Below are 17,402 nucleotides of genomic sequence, written 5' to 3'. Positions count from 1 at the left end.
TGGTGCTGCTCTCCGACCGTGACATTCGTGCCGAAGTGACCCTGGGCAACCTGGCGATCGATCCCTTCGATCCGTCGATGGTGCAGCCGTCGAGCGTCGATGTGCGACTCGACAAGCTGTTCCGGGTGTTCAACAACACCCGGTACACCCACATCGATCCGTCCCAGCAGCAGGACGAGCTGACGACGTTGGTGGAGCCACGAGCGGGTGAGCCGTTCGTTCTTCATCCGGGGGAATTCGTCCTCGGTTCCACTCTCGAACTGACGACGTTGCCGGATTATCTGGCGGGTCGACTCGAGGGGAAGAGCTCTCTGGGCCGGCTGGGACTGCTCACGCACTCGACGGCAGGATTCATCGACCCCGGATTCAGCGGTCACATCACGTTGGAGTTGTCCAACGTCGCCAACCTCCCGATCACGCTGTGGCCGGGAATGAAGATCGGGCAGCTGTGTCTGTTCCGGCTGTCGTCGCCCTCGGAGAATCCGTACGGCAGCGCCGCGGTGGGCTCCAAGTACCAGGGGCAGCGTGGTCCCACTCCGTCGAAGGCGTATCTGAACTTCATCCAGTCGGACGTGACATAGACCAACGTTCGGTCTGTTTTCTTGGACGAAACCTGGTGAGTTCCCGGTTGTAGCGGTATTCTGGTGCTCGAACGTGGGTTGGGGCCTACCAGAATGAGGTTTCTCGTGTCCGCGGTACCCGATCCGTCCGTACTCGGCGCTTCCCTGGGGTCGAGTGGCGTCCGCAGTGTGATCAGCGACAGCTCGGGTGTCGACACGGTGCTCCACGTCCTCGAACCGGTTGCCACCGGGCCTGCGCCCAACGGTCTCGCCCCGGATCCCTGGGATGCCGTCGTCGCATCGGTGCACAGCACGGCAGACGAATACGCGTCCACTCGCCACTACCCGGTGCTCGCCCTTCGTGAGAGCGATCCCGACACGGCCTTCCGCGAGGACTTCTCCGACGGCATCGTGCTCGTATCCGAACTGGGTGCGCAGCTGGGCGCGTTACGAGAAACCGGAGTGCTCGCCGGTGAGCGTTGCGTCGCGCTGTTCGACGTCGGCGCATCCGGCACCAGCGTGTCGGTGGTCGACGTCGAGTCCGGTCGCGTCCTGGCCTCGCATCGCACCGAAGAACTCCGCGGCGACGACTGCGACCGTGTGCTCAGCGACCACCTGATCGAGACGTTCGGCGCGGCGGAGGCGTTGACGGTGGCAGCTCGTCGACAGCTCGTGCACGACGTGCGAGACGGCAAACACCAGCTGTCGATCCTGCGCAGCGTCTCCGTCGTCGGGCCGTTCGTCGGCGGTCGCGCCTCGTTGTGGCGACACGACCTCGACGAGCTCATCGGCGACGCCGTTCGTGCAGCAGTCTTCACTGCCGTCGACGTGCTCGAGTCCGTCGCCGCGAGCGGCGTTCACGTGGAGGCGATTGTCGCAGTCGGCGGCGGTGCCAACATGCAGATCGTTCGGCAGACACTGTTCGACGCCGTGTCGGTGCCCGTCTACGTTCCGGAACGACCGGAATTGTTGGCCGCCCGTGGGGCGGCCGGGATCGCGCGGACCGTGGGAGCCAGGCCTGCACCGGCCCCTGCCGTGACCGCCGTGACCGCCGTGACCGCCGTGCCCTCCCGTCGTCCGCGGCACAGCGGCAGCCCGTCGAGGCGAATGGCCAGGGCAGCGAAGTCCCGCCGCGTCGGGGGCGCACTTGCCGCGCTCGTTGCGGTGTGCGTGGCCGGAACCGTGGTCGCGGCAGCGGCCCGAACCACCGACGACACCCCCGAACCGTCGATCGCGACCTCGCAGAATGCGTCGCCCTCCGCCCGATCGCAGGCTGTGATGCCTGCGGTGGACGGCTCACCGTCCGTGTCGACGCCGCCCTCGGTGTCGGCCACGGACGTGGCCGCGTCGTCCTCGACGTCTCCGACATCTGGAGTCTCGACGTCCTCTCCTGCACCCACCTCGCCGAGCAGTGCCGAGTCACCGCCTCCGACCCGCACGATTCCTGACGTCACTGTCCTTCGGCCCGCGCGTGAGGGCACGCGAGTCCCGACGACGACCACGGCTCCGACCACCACGACGGCTCCGGCTCACCCCACGACCACCACTGCGCCGACCACCTCCGCGCCGACCACCATTGCGCCGACCACAACGACGTTGCCGCACACCACCACTCGCGCCTCGACCCCGACGAAACCCACGATCACCACGCCTCGGCGACCGTAGACACCGCCGTTCGTTTCGCCGTGGTGGCGATAGATCTACGGTTTCGACCGCCACGGGGCCGCGTCCTCGAGGCAGGATGGTCGGTATGGAGTCACAGACCGAGCGCGAAGACAAGTTCGATGTCGATGCAGACTTCGAGTTCCCCTCCCTCACCTCGCTCGTTCCTGCCGACGGCGCGGCGGTGGAGACCGACACCGAACTGGTCAGCGAGTACTTCGACACCACCGGTCACGATCTGCTGCGTCGGGGAATCACCCTTCGGCGACGCACCGGAGACTCCGACAACGGTTGGCACGCAAAGGTTCCTGCGGAGAAGGCGCGAACCGAGATCAGGCTTCCGCTCGGCCACGGCGACCCGCAGGTCGTGCCCGACGAGCTGGCCGACGTACTGCGCGGGGCGGTCATGGGCAAGCAGTTGTCGGCTGTCGCCACCCTGACGACGCGTCGGAAGATTCGTACCGTCACCGATGCATCCGGAGCCGTCGTGGCCGAATTCGCCGACGACGCGGTGTCGGTCGTCCTGATCGGCGGCGCGACCGGGCCGCAGTGGCGTGAGGTGGAAGTCGAGCTCGGGCCCGCCGGCTCGGAATCGTTCCTGAAGAAGGCGAGCAAGGTGCTTCGCGCGTCGGGTGCGACGCCGTCGGCACATCCATCCAAGTTGAACCGTGCGCTGTCGGTGGTTCGGGAGGAGCCGGCGCACGACGGGCTTCGGTTGCTCGTCGATTATCTCGACGAGCAAGCGCAGGCCATCGTGGCCGGCGACGTGTATCTGCGCCGCGGACTGGATCCGATTCACTCCACGCGGGTGGCCATCAGGCGCTATCGCAGTACGCTTCGCGTCTTCGGCAGCGTGTTCGAGGACGAGCCCGCGGCCGCACTCGAAGCCGAATTGTCCTGGTATGCAAGCCTGCTCGGCGAGGTGCGAGATCGGCAGGTGCAGCGGGCGCGGTTTGCAGCGGCGCTGCGAGACCTTCCGTCGGAACTGGTTCTGGGCCCGGTGGCGTCGCGCATCGAGAACGACCTGCTGGCCGAGCAGATCCGCCACCGCGGAGCTGCGATGGCGGAGCTCGACGGCGAACGGTATCGAGAGTTGCTCACGACCGTGGCTGCCTGGTCGAGGGGATTGCCGATCGACGGCGAGGTGAGCGAGCGGTTGCTGATCAAGCTGGCGCGCAAGGCCGGTAAGAAGGCCGTAGACCGCACCGAGAAGGCTGTGCGAGGCACCGACGACGAGCAACTGCACCGCGCGAGGAAGGCCTCGAAGCGGGCTCGGTATGCGGCCGAGTTGGTGGCACCCGTCGTGGACAAGAAGGTGTCCAAGTCGAATATCAAGAGATACAAGCAGATTCAAGAAGTTCTGGGCGAGCATCAGGATGCCGTCATCGCGGCGGAGATTCTGCGCACCCTCGGGGCTCGAGCGGGAACCGCCTCCGGCGAGAACGGGTTCACGTTCGGACTGCTCTTCGAGCGTGAGCGCCGTGCAGCCGAACTGGCTCGTGACGAGGCGAGCAAGCTGGAGTTCTGACCCCGGCACACAAACCGTCGTTTTCCCCGTTTAGGCCCTCGAAGTGTACTGTGAGGCCGAATCGAGTTGGGGGGGTCGACGGGTATGTCCGTTGCGTTGGGCGTTCACGTCGGAACCGACGAGATCTCGGCCGTCTTGGTCGAAACCGATCTCCCCGGTCTGGGCCCGGTCACCTCGCGACCCGTGTCGATCGCCGCTGCCCCCGGCGGAATCGGTGACGCCGTTGCGACGGTTCTCGGAATCATGCGTGTACAGGCAGCTCAACGAGACCTGATCGTCGACGGTGCCGCCGTGGTCTGCGACAACCTTCTGCACGGCGAGATCGTTCGGGCCGCGCTGGCCGACCACCGCGTCGTCGACGTCGAGGTCTTGGCGATGGACGATCCGCGGTTGCCCGACGAGTACCCGTTGGACGTGGCCGCCGCCGTCGTCGGTGCCGCGTCCAGGACGGGCCGTCCGCCGGGTGACGAGATCGCTGCGGGGCAACCCGGCTTGGACGATCGGGCCGGAGAATTCGATGCTGCGTCGCGGGGATCTCGATGGACCATGGTCGGATTGGGTGTGGCCGTGCTGGCTGCTCTGAGTGGCGCAACCGTGTGGGCGTTCTCCTCACCCGCGCCGACTCAGGACGCAGTACTCGATACCGCAGATTCCAGCATCGCCCCATCGGTGCCCGGTCGGCCGGCGTCGAGCGCCGGGCCGGTTGTTCCTGTGGCTGGGCCGTCCGCGGTTCCACCGATCGGCGCGGGTGTTCTGGATGTATCGACCGCCGGCTCCGGGTCGGGAGGCATCTGGATCGACGCGTTCCCGGCGGCGGCCCCGAGTGCGACGTCGAACGCACCGAGCTCGTCGTCGACGGGACGGGAGAACTCGGGTGGCGGCAATTCCGCCCCCGGTGGTCGGGATACGAAAACAGAGAACTCGAAGCCCGAGACCGAGACTCCGCCGACCGACGACGAAACCACAGCTCCCACCGATACGGACGTCCCCGATCCCACGGAACCGGGTCCGACCGAGCCCACGGAGCCGACGGAGCCCACGGGGCCGACCGAGCCCGTGGAGCCCACGGAGCCTTCGGGGCCGACGGATCCCGAGCCCGCGCCTCGGACGGAGGAACCACCTGTCACCGATCCGGCCGAGTGACGATTTCATCGATAATCCGTTGTGAGCGAGCGGGTTCGCTACTTCGAGAAGTCCGTGGTGTGACAGGTGTGTGAATTCGACTCGGACACCTGAACTTCTGCTCGAGCCTGGCTACCATCGGGTGATCGACCAGTAGACGGTGAGTTCTCGATGACCGACAAATCCGCAGTAGAACCGGTGACGCGCACGACCATCGACAGGGCGGTGGGTGTTCTCATTGCTTTGCGCGGCTGCAGTCCGGATGAGGCGTTCGCCGAATTGGCAGCGCACAGTTTCCGTTTCGATGTTTCTCTCGTGCAGTCGGCTCGGTCCATCGTCACTGCGGCACGAGGAATGGACTCCGACAACGGCGTGGGCTGTGTCGCGATGTCGTCGGCGCAGGAGGAGTGGGGCTCGTTGCTCGCCGACCGTCGGGACGGGTTCGGGCACGTCGCCTGACCCAATTCGTCGCCCGAGTGGTTGTAACGAATCCCAAAACAAACCGAAAGTTGAATAGAACAGGGCGTTTACCGACTTCCAGACGGTTCGAGGCGCTACGATCGCCAGGTCGGAGTAGCAGACGAGTCGAGGGAACATGAGATCTGTCCTTGGTGTCTCGGTGGGTTCAGCCATTGCCCGGGGTGTAGCCCTGGATGCGTCGGACGAGTCGGTACGTTCTGCGCACGTCGTGCGATCGTTCGATCCGGACGACCATCTGCAGGTCGCGCTCGATCTGTTGGATTCGATGTCGCGGGATCAGATGGTGGATCGACCGGACATCGTTCTCGCCGTTCCGGACGATCCCGGTGCGCGCGGACGCACGTCGGCATATTCGACGTACGAGGCCGATCGTCTGCTGGTGGCGTCGGAGCTCGGGGCACAACTTCGGTATCTACGCGGCACGGGGATGCTCGAGGGTGCGCGCACCGTGGCCGTGTGCGACATCGGGGCGTCGGGAACCACCGTGTCCATTGCCGACCCCGCCACGGGAGCGGTGCACAGTTCGGTCCGCACCACGTTGTTCGGCGGGATCGGGTGTGACGCCCAGATCTCGCGTTACCTTCTGTCCGTCTACGGGGCAGACGAATTGGCCTCGGAACGGGCCCGCGCGGAGTTGCTGGTGTCGGTTCGCACGGCACGCGAACAGCTGTCACGCCTGCGGGTGGCCGAGGTCGCCGGGCCGTTCGTCGGCGGACCGGTCCGGTTGTGGCGCAACACGTTCGACGATGTTCTCGAGCGCAGTATCCGATCACTGGAAGATTGGGTGGCCAGCATCATCGTCGACGCACCCTGCGCCGTGAACGCGTTGGTGATGGTGGGCGGATGCGCCAACCTGCCGTCGCTTCGTCGGATGTTTCGACGCGATCTGATGTTGCCCGTCGTCGCGCCTGCCAATCCCGAGTCCCTCACTGCGCACGGGGCTGCCCTGATGGCGATCGATGCGGTCGCGTCGCGCCAACACCGTCCGCGCGGCGCGATGAGCAGTGCGTCGGTGCTGACTCAGCCGGCCGCGATGGTGGGCATGGTGGGGTACCGGGACGCCCCGCGGCACCGTTCTGCCTGAGCCTCTTCCTGGCCAACGTGCGTCGTCGTTGGGTAGGTTGCTCGGGTAATGATGAACAGTAGGGACGAGACGGTGGGGCAACAGTGGCAGAGCAGGTAGCGGAGTCCGGCGCAGCAGCATCCGATGCGGGAGCATTCGATCCGGCGGAGCACGCGCGCAGCATGGTCGGGTATCACTACCGCACCGAGGACTACTACGAGGTGGGCCGCGAGAAGGTTCGCGAGTACGCCCGTGCCGTTCAGGATTTCCACCCCGCCCACTGGGACGGCGATGCCGCAGCAGCGCTGGGCCACAGCGCTCTGGTGGCCCCGCTGACGTTCATGTCGTTGGTCGGCACTCTGGCGCAGAAGAAGCTGTTGCAGTCCATCGCCGAGGGATACGACCTCAGCCAGATTCTGCAGACCGATCAGGTACTGGTGTTCCAGAAGCCGATTCTGGCCGGTGACCAGTTGACCTGCGATGTCTCCCTCGACGCGTTCAAGACGGTCATGGGTCGAGACATGATGATCACCAAGAACGTCGTGTCCAACCAGAAGAACGAACTGGTGCAGACCACGTACACCACGCTGCTCGTGGGGCGATCCGGCGAGATCGATCCGGCCATCTCCGAGGCGGCTCGCAACATCGTGATGTTCGGTGCGACGACCGACACCAGCAGTGCCGAGGCGAGTGAGCACGACACCCTGTCCACTCCGCAGGAACACGAGCCGCTCATCGTCGAGGAGTACCGGGGTCAGCCCACTCGGAAGTTCGACGAGGTGAATGTCGGCGACGAGTTGCCCTCGCGCACTGTGCGTTTGACTCGCGGAGATCTGGTGAACTACGCCGGCGTCGCCGGTGACGCGAACCCGATTCACTGGGACGAGAAGTTCGCCAAGATGATCGATCTCGAGAACGTCCTGGCACACGGGATGCTCACCATGGGTGTCGGCGGCGGATTCATCAGCGAGTGGCTCGGCGATCCAGGCGCGGTGAAGGACTACACCGTTCGATTCACCACTCCGATCCCGGTGGACACACACAAGCCGGCCGAAATCGTCTTCGGCGGCAAGATCAAGTCGAAGGACGAGGAGTCCCGTACGGCCGTCATCTCGATCGGCGCGACCTTCGAGGGCAAGCGAATCTTCGGCCACCGCGCTACTGCGACAGTGCAATTGGGCTGAGCCTGTTGCCGCGTATCGGCTCCCCAGTTTCGGATTTCTGACTCCGATCGACGTCGGGTTTCCGAAGGTGGGGACCTGATGTGTCGGTGGGGGCGCGGATGTGTGGGTGGGGGTTGCAATCTACGCCCCTGTTCGGAATTTACGCCCCGTGTAGGGGGTGTGGATTGCTGATAGGGGCGTAAATGTGTCGGCTGCGCTTGTTGCCGCGTATCGGCTCCTCGGTTTCGGATTTCTGACTCCGATCGGCGTCGGGTTTCCGAAGGTGGGGAGCTGATGTGTCGGTGGGGGCGTGGATGTGTGGGTGGGGTCGCAATCTACGCCCCGGTTCGGAATTTACGCCCCGTGTGGGGGGTGTGGATTGCTGCTGGGAGCGTAGATGTGTCGGCTGCGCCACCTGGCGTACTGAACTGTTCATGATCCGCGCTTCTCCTTTGCGTGGTGTCGTGCCGCACGTGCTCGATTTCCGCATGCGCTGCAACACCATTGCTGATTGGGTCGATCCTGCAGAAACAGTTGACCGCATCGCGGAGCGTCGCAGAGTGACAATCGTGCGCGATCCGGTCCGTTCAGTAGATCGATGACCGCTGACGCTGCACGGGCGCGTATCACGTCGACCGGATCCGACGTCCCCACAACATGTCCGACGCCACCGCCGCCCCCAAGATCGAGCCGACGGGTCACCGGATGGCGTCGGGCAATGTCGTCGATGTGATCGACGCTGTCTCCCGGAACTTCCATGTCCGACGCCACCGCCCGCAGTAGCGCCAGCATGTGATCTCGCGTCAGCCGGAACGTGTCGATGTCGGCATCGTCGGGGATTGTTTCGGGCACCCGGGCACCCTGTAGCTCGGCCCATTCCCAGAGATCGGCGGCGGAGGCGATCAATTCGACGTAGGTGCCGCGTTGCAACTGCACGGTGTTGACCACGTCGAGTGCGAAGTGGTCGCCGAGCCAGTTCCAGTCCATTCGCTGATTCTAACGGTTTACGTATCAAAAAGCATCAGATACCGTCGAGACGATGACGGACATCCAATGGTTACCGTTCCTCGGCGTCGTGCTGTTGGCCTACGCGATACCCGGTCCGGACTTCGCGGTGGTGGCCCGGGCGGCAGCGAGCAGCCGTAGTGCCGGGTGGCGAGCGGGCCTCGGCGCGCAGACCGGACTGTGCGTGCACATGATCGCTGCGGTGGTGGGGCTGTCACTGCTCATCTCCCGATCACCGATGGCGCTGAGCATCATTCAGATTCTCGGGGGTCTGTACCTGGTGTGGCTCGGTATTTCCGCGCTGCGACAGTCGTCGTCGGAGAGGCGTGCGACCTCCGATGTGCGCTGGTTTCGCATGGGCCTGGTGACGAACGTGCTCAATCCGAAAGCCATTCTGTTCTTCGTCGCGCTGCTGCCGCAGTTCGTCGATGCCGACGGACCGCTTCCCCTGCAGATCGGGATACTCGGAATCGTGGATGTGGCAATCGGTTTGGTGGTCTGGGCGGTAGTCACTGCGGCTGTGGGCCGTCTGACCGGTGGTTCGTCGAAGTCGGCATCCTGGAACCGAGTGATCGGAGTCCTGTTCATCGGTATCGGAGTCGCACTCGCCGTCGAAGCGGTGTGACCCGAAGAAGGCACTTGCGCAAATCAGCGAACGATGTCCATGCTCGGGTCGTTCTTGGGTTTGTGGTCCCAAATGGAAGTGTCGGATTCCAGGGCCTGGCCCTCGTGGCTGGGCTGCACGGGGTCTGGTAGCTGTCGCCACTGTGCTCGCGGGTCATTCTCGGGTTCGATGCACGATTCATCGTCCATGGCGGAGACGCTACGCGTCGGCCCGGCAATCATCCGGCAACGCGTACTCGCAGCTCGTTCATCGGCACTTCGGAACCGACGCGGTCGGTGACCCGTACGCGCACGGGCTCGCCTCGGGAATCGACGACGTCGAGCGGTCCGTCGTCTTGTTGCAGGTACTGGTCGCCCCACTGCATCAATCCGAGTACGACGGGCAGCAGATCCTCGCCCATTCTCGTCAGAACGTATTCGTAGCGCGTTCTGCCCTTTTCGGGGCGGTAGGGCTTCTTGACGAAGATTCCGACGTCGACCAGTTCTTTGAGTCGGGCCGCACTGCTGGCGTCGGTGATGCCGACGCGTCGGCTGAAGTCATCGAAGCGGGTGGTTCCGTAGAACGCCTCGCGCAGGATCAGCATCGTCGATCGGGTGCCGACCACCGACAGCGCGCGTGCGATGGAGCAACGGTCACCTGCTGTCCAGCTGTCGAGATCGGACAGTGGGCCGTCCATGTGGAGGGGCATGCCACGATCCTACTGACTTTACAAAACTATAGCCAGCTCTTACCGTGGTGTCAGCGATCCGATAGGACCGGATCGATCGGACAAGGAGCCGTCATGAGAGACGCAGTCATCGTCGAGGCAGTCAGAACCCCGGTCGGGCGGGGCAAAGCGAACGGCACGTTGCATCCCGAGCATCCAGTCGACCTGATGGCCCACAGCCTGCGGGAAGTAGTGCAGCGCAGTGGGATAGACCCGACCCAGATCGACGACGTCATCGGCGGAGTTGTCACCGCGGTAGGGGATCAGGCGTCGAACATGACTCGGCGCGCGGCGCTGGCGGCGGGCTATCCGGAATCCGTACCCGCAACTACCGTCGATCGGCAATGCGGAAGTAGCCAGCAGGCAATACATTTCGCCGCACAGGGCGTGATCTCCGGTGCTTACGATCTGGCCGTGGCTACCGGTTCGGAGTCGATGAGCCGCATTCCGATGGGGTCGAACCTGGTGGGAACCGAGGATCCGGCAGGTGTCGGTTTCATCGAGAGGTATCCGGAAGGGTTGGTGCCGCAGGGCATCAGTGCCGAATTGATCGCGGCGAGATGGGGTATCAGCCGTACCGAGATGGACGAGTTCGCTCTATCGAGTCATGCGAAGGCTGCCGCAGCCACCGAAGAGGGGCGTTTCAAGCGGGAGATCACCGCAATCCGCGGACTCGACCGCGACGAGGGAATCCGCACCGGATCCACACTCGATGCGCTGGCGGGACTGCGACCGGCCTACTACAGCGACGCCATGGCGCAGCGGTTCCCGGAAATCGGTTGGAACATCACTGCAGGCAACGCAAGTCAGGTCAACGACGGTAGTGCGGCCGTCATGATCACGACCAGTGAGAAAGCGAAGGAACTCGGCCTGACTTCAATGGCGAGGCTGCACAGCTTCGCGGTGGTCGGTGACGATCCGTTGATGATGCTCACCGCCGTCATTCCGGCGACGCAGAAGGTGCTCGCCAAAGCCGGGCTGACGATGAACGATATCGACCTGTTCGAGGTGAACGAGGCCTTTGCGTCGGTTGTGCTCGCCTGGGCGAAGGAAACCGGCGCAGACATGAACAAGGTCAACGTCAACGGCGGGGCCATCGCCATCGGCCATCCGCTCGGCGGCAGCGGTGCCCGAATCATGACGACCATGGTCCACGCGCTCGCCGAGCGCGAGCAGCGTTACGGCCTACAGGTGATGTGCGAGGCCGGCGGGCTCTCGAACGCCACCATCATCGAACGCCTGTAATGCCTGCGGCAGTGGCGCGATTATGTGCTCTAGAGGGCACATAATCGCACCACTGCGGCGCAGCCGCACTCATTCCCAGCTGGAGACAACCTTGCGCGTCGGGCGTTCGTTGCTATTGGAGAACAGGTGTGGGCTTTTGCTCTTGATGTATTCGACGTCGGCGAACACGGCGCGCAGGTGCTCGCGCATCGACTGGGCCGCGGCCTCGAAGTCTCGGGCTTCGAGGCCGTCGACTATTGCGGTGTGCTGTTCGATGAGGTCGGGGATGGGACGGGTGTCGCGCAGACCGAGTCGTCGGGCCCGATCCAGATGAGCTTTCGCGGATTCGACGGATCGCCATGCGGCGGAATGTCCTCCGGCTGCGAGGAGTAGCTGGTGGAATTGCTCGTCCAACTCGAAGAATTGGTCCATGTCGATTCCAGGCTCGGCCTGCGCTGCCAGATTGGCGCGCAACGCAGAGAGGTCCTGGTCCGAGCGAGACGCGACTGCGTCTTTCAATGACGCGGTTTCGATTGCCTCCCGGACGAATTGGGCATCGGCAACACGGTCGGTGTCGACCCGCGAGACGAAGGTGCCGAGTTGTGGGAAGACCTGAACCAGACCCTCTTCGGCCAACAGGATCAAGCTTTCGCGAACGGGTGTGCGGCTCACGGACATCTGCTCGGCGAGGTCGTTCTCCGACAGCGGGCTACCCGGGGGGAGCGTCAGCGACACGATGCGTAGGCGCAATTCTCGGTACGCCCGCTCCCGTGCGGTGACTTTCCTGCTGCTCTGTGTGCTCACCGGTCAAGACTAACGTGACCTCGTCGGTGACCCACAGGGCCGAAGCCTTGACGAAGTGCTGCCCGTCACTAGTATGGTAGTACTGATATTCAAGGCACTACGGCGGAGGCTCTACAGCGATGGCAGTGATCAGCGGCAACGACGAGGCAGCCGTCCTACACGGTCCACGTGACCTGCGGATCGAGAAGATCGACCGTATGCAGGTCGGCGACGGCCAGGTGAGGGTGGAGGTACACGGCGTGAGCCTGTGTGGCTCGGACCTGCACTACTACGCCGACGGCCGCAACGGCTCCAACTCGCTGACGCAGCCCACCGTCTTGGGCCACGAGGGATTCGGGGTCGTCACCGAGGTCGGCGCGGGCGTGTCCCAGGACCGGATCGGCCAGCGAGTGGCCATCGAACCCGCGATTCCGAACGGCACCTCACCGCTGAGCCTGAGCGGTCACTACAACGTCTGCCCCAGCGTTGTCTGTTTCGGATCCCCACCGAACCACGGACTGCTGCGGCAATCCGTCGTTCTCGCAGCCGAATTCGCGCACCCACTCCCGGATTCGATCGGCGACGACGTCGCTGCGCTGATAGAGCCCCTGGCCGTCGCAGCGTGGGCTGCCGCACGGGTCGGGTCGGTGCTGGGCAAGCGCATCGCGATCACCGGTGCCGGGCCCATCGGTCTGTTGGTTCTGCAGACGGTCATCGCCCTGGGCGCGTCGGAGACAACCATCACCGACGTCGCACCAGCTCGACTCGAGGTCGCGGCAGCGCTGGGTGCCACCACGACAATGCGTTCCGGCGAAGACGCACTGCCGGAAGGCGCTTTCGACATCGCCTTCGACTGCTCGGGACATCCCGGAGCCATTGCCGACGCGGCACGCTCACTCGGCCCGGCAGGCATTCTGGCGCTCGTCGGCGTGCCCGGACGCGCGTCTGCCGAATTCCCCATCGGAGCAGTGCAACGCTGGGAGCTCGACATCCGCGGGTGCTTCCGTTACGGCCCTTCGGCATTCGCCGACGCGATCGCACTCGCCGGATCGGCTCGAGTGGACCTCGCGGCACTCGTCACATCGACGTACCCGTTGGCCGAATCTGCCGCAGCGCTCGAGGCCGCGCTCACCGACCCCACCCAGCTCAAGATCGTCATCGACACCACTTCGCAAGGACCGCAATGAAAATCATCGACGCCACCGTCATCGTGACGGCTCCGGGCCGCAACTACGTCACGCTCAAGATCACCACCGACGAGGGCATCGTCGGGTGGGGTGATGCGACGCTGAACGGACGCGAGCTCGCAGTCGAGTCGTACTTGAAGGACCACATTGCGCCACTTCTGATCGGACGCGATCCCCATCGGATCGAAGACATCTGGCAGTACCTGTACAAGGGTGCCTACTGGCGACGTGGGCCGGTGACGATGACGGCCATCGCCGCGGTCGACGTCGCACTCTGGGACATCAAGGGCAAGGCCGCCGATATGCCGGTCTACCAGCTCCTCGGCGGTGCTGCACGAGACGGGATCATGGTCTACGGCCACGCCAGCGGCGGCAGCATCGAAGAGATGCTCGATGACGTCCAGGTTCATCTCGACAAGGGTTACAAAGCAATTCGCGCGCAGTCGGCCATTCCGGGCCTGAAGAAGACCTACGGAATTCCGGTCGACGGCTTCTACGAACCAGCCTCCGGCGCTGCGCCGCAGGAAGATTCGTGGGATACCACCCCGTACATGCGGTTCGCACCGCAGATGCTCGGTGCCGTGCGTGAACGTCACGGGTTCGACTTTCACCTGCTCCACGACGTGCACCACCGTCTGAGCCCGATCGAGGCTGGACGACTCGGGCGCGACCTCGAAGAGATGCGCATGTTCTGGATCGAGGATCCCACTCCAGCCGAGGATCAGAGTGCCTTCGCCACCATTCGCCAACACACGACCACCCCCATCGCCGTCGGCGAGATCTTCAACTCGATCTGGGACTGCCAGGATCTGATCACCAACCGGTGGATCGACTACATCCGAGCGTCGGTCTCACACGCCGGCGGCATCACCCATCTGCGCAGAATCTTCTCGTTGGCGGATCTCTACGGCGTTCGGTCCGGATCTCATGGTGCGGGCGATCTTTCGCCCGTCTCCCTCGCAGCCGCATTGCATGTCGATCTGTCGATCCCGAACTTCGGCGTGCAGGAGTACATGGGTCACGTCGACCCGACCGGCGATGTGTTCCAGACCAGCTACACCTTCACCGACGGTTTCATGCACCCGGGAAACAAGCCGGGCATCGGCGTCGAGGTGAACGAAGAGGCCGCCGCGAAGTACCCGTACAACCCCAAGTATCTGCCCGTCAATCGCCGTCTCGACGGCAGCATGCACGATTGGTGAAGCGCCACATGACCACAACGCAATTCGATGTCGTCCTGCTCGGCGAGCCCCTCGTGGAGGTTTCGACCACCGAGGCCTTCCGGCACGGAGCGCACGGGGTGCTCGGGGTGTCGGGAGACGTCGTCAACGCAGGTGCCGCGGCCGCGGCCGCGGGTGCCTCGGTCGCGCTGATCGCGCGGGTATCCGACGACGAGCTCGGCGACGCCGTCTGTCGGCGAATTCGTGAACTCGGCATCGACGACACCTGCATTCGGCGAGTTCCCGGACAGCAGGGTGTCTACTTCCTGCACATCGATCCCGAGGGGAATCGCCAATTCTCCTATGCCCGAGCCGGATCGGTGGGCAGTCAGCTCGATGTGGCGGACCTGCCCGAGGGTGTGATCGAGAACGCGGGTGCCGTGCTGGGCGGCGGAATCGCTGCGGCACTGTCGCCGACGCTCGCCCGCACGATGCTGCACGCGGCGCAGCGGTCGAGCAGATTCGTCTACGACCCCAACTTTCGCCCCAGGTTGACCACGGCCGACGAGGCCCGCGCATTCCTGCAGAGCGTTGCTCCCTGTACCGAGGTGATGGTGCCATCGGCACCGAGCGAGATCGAATTGCTCCTGGGCACAACCGAACCGGAGGCTGCTGCAGCTTTCCTGATGGGCTGGGGTGCACGTTCCGTGGTGGTCACGCGAGGGTCCGAAGGGTCCAGCATCTTCACCGCTGCGGGGACGTCGCACCAGCCGGTGATCCCCGCGCTCGAGGTCATCGATCAGACCGGTGCCGGTGATGTGTTCGCCGGCACCCTGACGGCGCGTCTCGCTCTCGGCGACGATCTTCGCGAGGCGGCGGCCATGGCAGCTGCTGCGGCATCGCTGAGCGTCGGCGGGCGGGGCGGCACTGGTCTCATCGCACCGCTGTCCGAAATCCGACGTCACAGAGAACGAGTGACGACATGACGGTGGCCACGCGATTGTCCGATGCGACCGCCGAGGTCGTTCGTCCCACCGCCAGCGGAATCGTGCATCTCGGCGTCGGGGCATTCCATCGGGCGCATCAGGCCGCGTTCACCTCCGAGGCGGCGCTGCTGACCGGTGAGACCAATTGGGGCATCACCGGTTTCACCCAGCGCAGTAACACCGTGGTGGAACAGCTTGCCCCACAGGACGGGTTGTTCACCCTGGTGCAGAAGGGAACCGAGGAGACGACGGCGACCGTCGTCGGTTCGATGCTCGCCGTACGGAACGCAGCCGCGAACCCCGACGCGGTGGTCGAGGCCATCGCCGATCCCGCAACGCACATCGTCACGCTGACGGTGACCGAGAAGGGCTATCGACTCGACCCCGCGTCGGGTCGATTGCGCCTGGACGATCCGGAGATCGCGGCGGATCTGGCCGGCAGGCCGCCGCGCACCGTTGCCGGACAGTTGGTGGCGGGCTTGGCTCGACGCATGGCGGGCGATGCGCCTCTCACGGTGTTGTGTTGCGACAACCTACCGTCGAACGGGCGGATTCTGTCCGAACTCGTCAGTGCTTTCGTCGAGGCCCGCGGCATGAACGATGGCCTGGCCGAATGGATCTCGCGTCGAGTCACATTCCCCAGCAGCATGGTCGATCGAATCGTGCCGGCTACCACTGATGAGGACAGGGCGGACAACGAACGAAGAACGGGACTGCGCGACGATGCCCTGGTGGTGTGCGAGCCCTTCCGGCAATGGGTGATCGAGGACAATTTCGCTGGTCCGCGTCCGGCCTGGGATCGAGTGGGCGTGCAGTTCGTCGACGACGTGGAGCCGTGGGAGACCATGAAGTTGCGCGTCCTCAATGCCACCCACTCGGTGTTGGCCTACCTCGGAATTCTGCGTGGACACAACACTATCGCGGAGGCGGTCCAGGATCCGGAGCTCGACGAGATATGCCGGGCCATGGTTCTCCGAGATGTTGCGCCGACGACGGCCGGCGGAATGGACGCTGTCGGGTACGGCAACGAGGTACGCACGAGATTCGCCAACCCGGCGCTGAAACACACCACCCGGCAGGTGGCGATGGACGGATCGCAGAAGCTCGGACCGCGCCTACTCGGAACCGTGCGGGACGCGGCGTCGGCGGGTGGCTCGACGGACATGCTCGCACTCGCCGTCGCAGCCTGGTGCGCCTTCGTTCTGGCCGAGACGGAAGCCGGACGTGCACTGGACGATCCGTTGTCGGCGCACTTGGCCCGGGCCGGGTCGGCGTCGGACCTGCTCGCTGTCGAGTCCATCTTCGGGTCCGATCTCGGGCCCACGTCACCGTTCGGCACGCAGGTCGTTGCGTGGACCGACTTCCTACGGACCAACTCGCTGAGCGAGTGGAAACGAGTGCTGGTATGACCTCCGAACACGAAGCATTGCTCGAAAACCTCACTGCCCGAGATGTATTGCGCGTGAGCCCGGTGATTCCTGTGGTGGTCATCGATCGGGTCGAGGACGCAGTGCCGCTGGCGCGTGCACTCTATGCGGGCGGTATCGGCATCATCGAGATGACGTTGCGGTCCGAGGCCGGGCTCGGTGCCATTGCGGCGATCGCTGCGGACGTGCCGGAAGTGGTCATCGGCGCGGGAACGGTGTTGAACCGCGACGATGCCATGAGATCGGTGGATGCCGGCTCGAGGTTCCTGGTCTCACCCGGATCGTCGAAGGGTCTTCTCGACGCGGTACGCACGCTACCGGTGCCTGTTCTGTCGGGCGTGTCGACTGCGACCGAGGCGATGACCGTTGCCGAGGCCGGATCGACCGAGATGAAGTTCTTTCCCGCCGAGTTCTCCGGTGGCGCAGCGGCACTGGGCGCGCTGGCAGGCCCGTTGCCGCACTTGACGTTCTGCCCCACCGGTGGGATCACCCCGCAGAACGCCGTCGACTACCTGGCGTTGCCGAATGTGGTGTGTGTCGGCGGTAGCTGGCTCACCCCGCGCTCATTGGTGCAGGCGGGAGACTGGGCCGCGATAGAGGAACTGGCCCGTTCTGCGAGTGCGCTCGGCACCGCGTAGTTCGGTTCGCGAAGGGTCATTGACCTATTGGTATAACAGTGCTTGTATATCACTGTGGCGAGCGCCACCAACCCTCCTCGATG

Annotated in this window: 17 protein-coding genes; 14 read left to right on the top strand and 3 right to left on the bottom strand. The window is 64.7% G+C overall.

Annotated features, from left to right (window positions below; translation table 11 throughout):
* Positions 1-2 precede the first annotated feature (2 nt).
* The 7 genes from dcd to ASH04_RS20350 all read left to right on the top strand — a co-directional run bounded on the left by dcd (position 3) and on the right by ASH04_RS20350 (position 7,599).
* Positions 3-581 (top strand): dCTP deaminase, encoded by a 579-nt coding sequence (gene dcd, locus ASH04_RS20380; RefSeq protein ID WP_027495411.1) that lies wholly within the window; start codon positions 3-5, stop codon positions 579-581.
* A 105-nt stretch (positions 582-686) separates the two neighbouring features.
* Positions 687-2,225, top strand: coding sequence for an Hsp70 family protein (locus ASH04_RS20375; protein ID WP_162247556.1), 1,539 nt, complete (start codon positions 687-689; stop codon positions 2,223-2,225).
* An 85-nt stretch (positions 2,226-2,310) separates the two neighbouring features.
* Complete coding sequence (locus ASH04_RS20370) at positions 2,311-3,750, top strand: CYTH and CHAD domain-containing protein (protein WP_057474614.1); 1,440 nt, start codon at positions 2,311-2,313, stop codon at positions 3,748-3,750.
* Positions 3,751-3,834: 84 nt separating this feature from the next.
* Positions 3,835-4,893 carry a hypothetical protein gene (locus ASH04_RS27015; RefSeq protein ID WP_057474388.1) on the top strand — a complete coding sequence of 353 codons (1,059 nt, stop codon included), beginning with the start codon at positions 3,835-3,837 and terminating at the stop codon, positions 4,891-4,893.
* 150 nt (positions 4,894-5,043) lie between these two features.
* Positions 5,044-5,331 (top strand): ANTAR domain-containing protein, encoded by a 288-nt coding sequence (locus ASH04_RS20360; RefSeq protein ID WP_057474387.1) that lies wholly within the window; start codon positions 5,044-5,046, stop codon positions 5,329-5,331.
* A 136-nt stretch (positions 5,332-5,467) separates the two neighbouring features.
* The gene (locus tag ASH04_RS20355) at positions 5,468-6,436 is read left to right on the top strand and encodes an Hsp70 family protein (protein WP_032392118.1); all 969 of its coding nucleotides are present in this window, start codon (positions 5,468-5,470) and stop codon (positions 6,434-6,436) included.
* A gap of 83 nt (positions 6,437-6,519) precedes the next feature.
* Positions 6,520-7,599: a fused (3R)-hydroxyacyl-ACP dehydratase subunits HadA/HadB gene (locus ASH04_RS20350; RefSeq protein WP_032374830.1), complete on the top strand. Its 1,080-nt coding sequence runs from the start codon at positions 6,520-6,522 to the stop codon at positions 7,597-7,599.
* Positions 7,600-8,010: 411 nt separating this feature from the next.
* Here ASH04_RS20350 and ASH04_RS20345 read toward each other — a convergent pair whose 3' ends face one another.
* Entirely contained in the window at positions 8,011-8,565 is a 555-nt protein-coding gene (locus tag ASH04_RS20345; protein ID WP_057474386.1) for a CGNR zinc finger domain-containing protein, read from the bottom strand.
* A gap of 52 nt (positions 8,566-8,617) precedes the next feature.
* On the opposite strand from ASH04_RS20345, the gene ASH04_RS20340 reads away from it, so the two are divergent.
* Positions 8,618-9,208, top strand: a complete 591-nt coding sequence (locus tag ASH04_RS20340; RefSeq protein WP_057474385.1) for a LysE family translocator — start codon at positions 8,618-8,620, stop codon at positions 9,206-9,208.
* Positions 9,209-9,425: 217 nt separating this feature from the next.
* Here the strand turns inward: ASH04_RS20340 and ASH04_RS20330 are convergent, their stop codons facing one another.
* Positions 9,426-9,896: a winged helix-turn-helix transcriptional regulator gene (locus tag ASH04_RS20330; RefSeq protein WP_094621350.1), complete on the bottom strand. Its 471-nt coding sequence runs from the start codon at positions 9,894-9,896 to the stop codon at positions 9,426-9,428.
* A 93-nt stretch (positions 9,897-9,989) separates the two neighbouring features.
* On the opposite strand from ASH04_RS20330, the gene ASH04_RS20325 reads away from it, so the two are divergent.
* Complete coding sequence (locus tag ASH04_RS20325) at positions 9,990-11,159, top strand: thiolase family protein (protein WP_057474384.1); 1,170 nt, start codon at positions 9,990-9,992, stop codon at positions 11,157-11,159.
* Between the two features lie 69 nt (positions 11,160-11,228).
* Here the strand turns inward: ASH04_RS20325 and ASH04_RS20320 are convergent, their stop codons facing one another.
* Positions 11,229-11,942 (bottom strand): GntR family transcriptional regulator, encoded by a 714-nt coding sequence (locus ASH04_RS20320; RefSeq protein ID WP_032392123.1) that lies wholly within the window; start codon positions 11,940-11,942, stop codon positions 11,229-11,231.
* A 119-nt stretch (positions 11,943-12,061) separates the two neighbouring features.
* On the opposite strand from ASH04_RS20320, the gene ASH04_RS20315 reads away from it, so the two are divergent.
* From ASH04_RS20315 to eda, 5 genes are read left to right on the top strand one after another with little or no spacing between them, the layout of a single operon-like run.
* Positions 12,062-13,108 (top strand): alcohol dehydrogenase catalytic domain-containing protein, encoded by a 1,047-nt coding sequence (locus ASH04_RS20315; RefSeq protein ID WP_057474383.1) that lies wholly within the window; start codon positions 12,062-12,064, stop codon positions 13,106-13,108.
* Complete coding sequence (manD, locus tag ASH04_RS20310; RefSeq protein ID WP_057474382.1) at positions 13,105-14,310, top strand: D-mannonate dehydratase ManD; 1,206 nt, start codon at positions 13,105-13,107, stop codon at positions 14,308-14,310. The genes ASH04_RS20315 and manD overlap by 4 nt, the downstream gene beginning before the upstream one ends.
* Before the next feature lie 8 nt (positions 14,311-14,318).
* Entirely contained in the window at positions 14,319-15,254 is a 936-nt protein-coding gene (locus tag ASH04_RS20305; RefSeq protein WP_057474613.1) for a sugar kinase, read from the top strand.
* Positions 15,251-16,663 (top strand): mannitol dehydrogenase family protein, encoded by a 1,413-nt coding sequence (locus ASH04_RS20300; protein ID WP_057474381.1) that lies wholly within the window; start codon positions 15,251-15,253, stop codon positions 16,661-16,663. Before ASH04_RS20305 ends, ASH04_RS20300 begins: the two co-directional genes overlap by 4 nt.
* Positions 16,660-17,319 (top strand): bifunctional 4-hydroxy-2-oxoglutarate aldolase/2-dehydro-3-deoxy-phosphogluconate aldolase, encoded by a 660-nt coding sequence (gene eda, locus ASH04_RS20295; RefSeq protein WP_057474380.1) that lies wholly within the window; start codon positions 16,660-16,662, stop codon positions 17,317-17,319. Before ASH04_RS20300 ends, eda begins: the two co-directional genes overlap by 4 nt.
* The last annotated feature ends 83 nt before the right edge of the window (positions 17,320-17,402 follow it).

It is taken from the genome of Rhodococcus sp. Leaf233, from assembly GCF_001426165.1.
GTDB classification, from domain to species: Bacteria; Actinomycetota; Actinomycetes; order Mycobacteriales; family Mycobacteriaceae; genus Rhodococcoides; species Rhodococcoides fascians.
This window is presented reverse-complemented; position numbering and strand designations above follow the sequence as displayed.

Bases quoted from the DNA above. Each gene is read 5' to 3' on its own strand.
- ASH04_RS20345 (WP_057474386.1), bottom strand. From the start codon at position 8,565: ATGGACTGGAACTGGCTCGGCGACCACTTCGCACTCGACGTGGTCAAC.
- ASH04_RS20300 (WP_057474381.1), top strand. From the start codon at position 15,251: ATGACGGTGGCCACGCGATTGTCCGATGCGACCGCCGAGGTCGTTCGT.
- ASH04_RS20355 (WP_032392118.1), top strand. From the start codon at position 5,468: ATGAGATCTGTCCTTGGTGTCTCGGTGGGTTCAGCCATTGCCCGGGGT.
- ASH04_RS20330 (WP_094621350.1), bottom strand. From the start codon at position 9,896: ATGCCCCTCCACATGGACGGCCCACTGTCCGATCTCGACAGCTGGACA.
- ASH04_RS20305 (WP_057474613.1), top strand. From the start codon at position 14,319: ATGACCACAACGCAATTCGATGTCGTCCTGCTCGGCGAGCCCCTCGTG.
- eda (WP_057474380.1), top strand. From the start codon at position 16,660: ATGACCTCCGAACACGAAGCATTGCTCGAAAACCTCACTGCCCGAGAT.
- manD (WP_057474382.1), top strand. From the start codon at position 13,105: ATGAAAATCATCGACGCCACCGTCATCGTGACGGCTCCGGGCCGCAAC.
- ASH04_RS20315 (WP_057474383.1), top strand. From the start codon at position 12,062: ATGGCAGTGATCAGCGGCAACGACGAGGCAGCCGTCCTACACGGTCCA.
- ASH04_RS27015 (WP_057474388.1), top strand. From the start codon at position 3,835: ATGTCCGTTGCGTTGGGCGTTCACGTCGGAACCGACGAGATCTCGGCC.
- ASH04_RS20340 (WP_057474385.1), top strand. From the start codon at position 8,618: ATGACGGACATCCAATGGTTACCGTTCCTCGGCGTCGTGCTGTTGGCC.
- ASH04_RS20370 (WP_057474614.1), top strand. From the start codon at position 2,311: ATGGAGTCACAGACCGAGCGCGAAGACAAGTTCGATGTCGATGCAGAC.
- ASH04_RS20360 (WP_057474387.1), top strand. From the start codon at position 5,044: ATGACCGACAAATCCGCAGTAGAACCGGTGACGCGCACGACCATCGAC.
- ASH04_RS20325 (WP_057474384.1), top strand. From the start codon at position 9,990: ATGAGAGACGCAGTCATCGTCGAGGCAGTCAGAACCCCGGTCGGGCGG.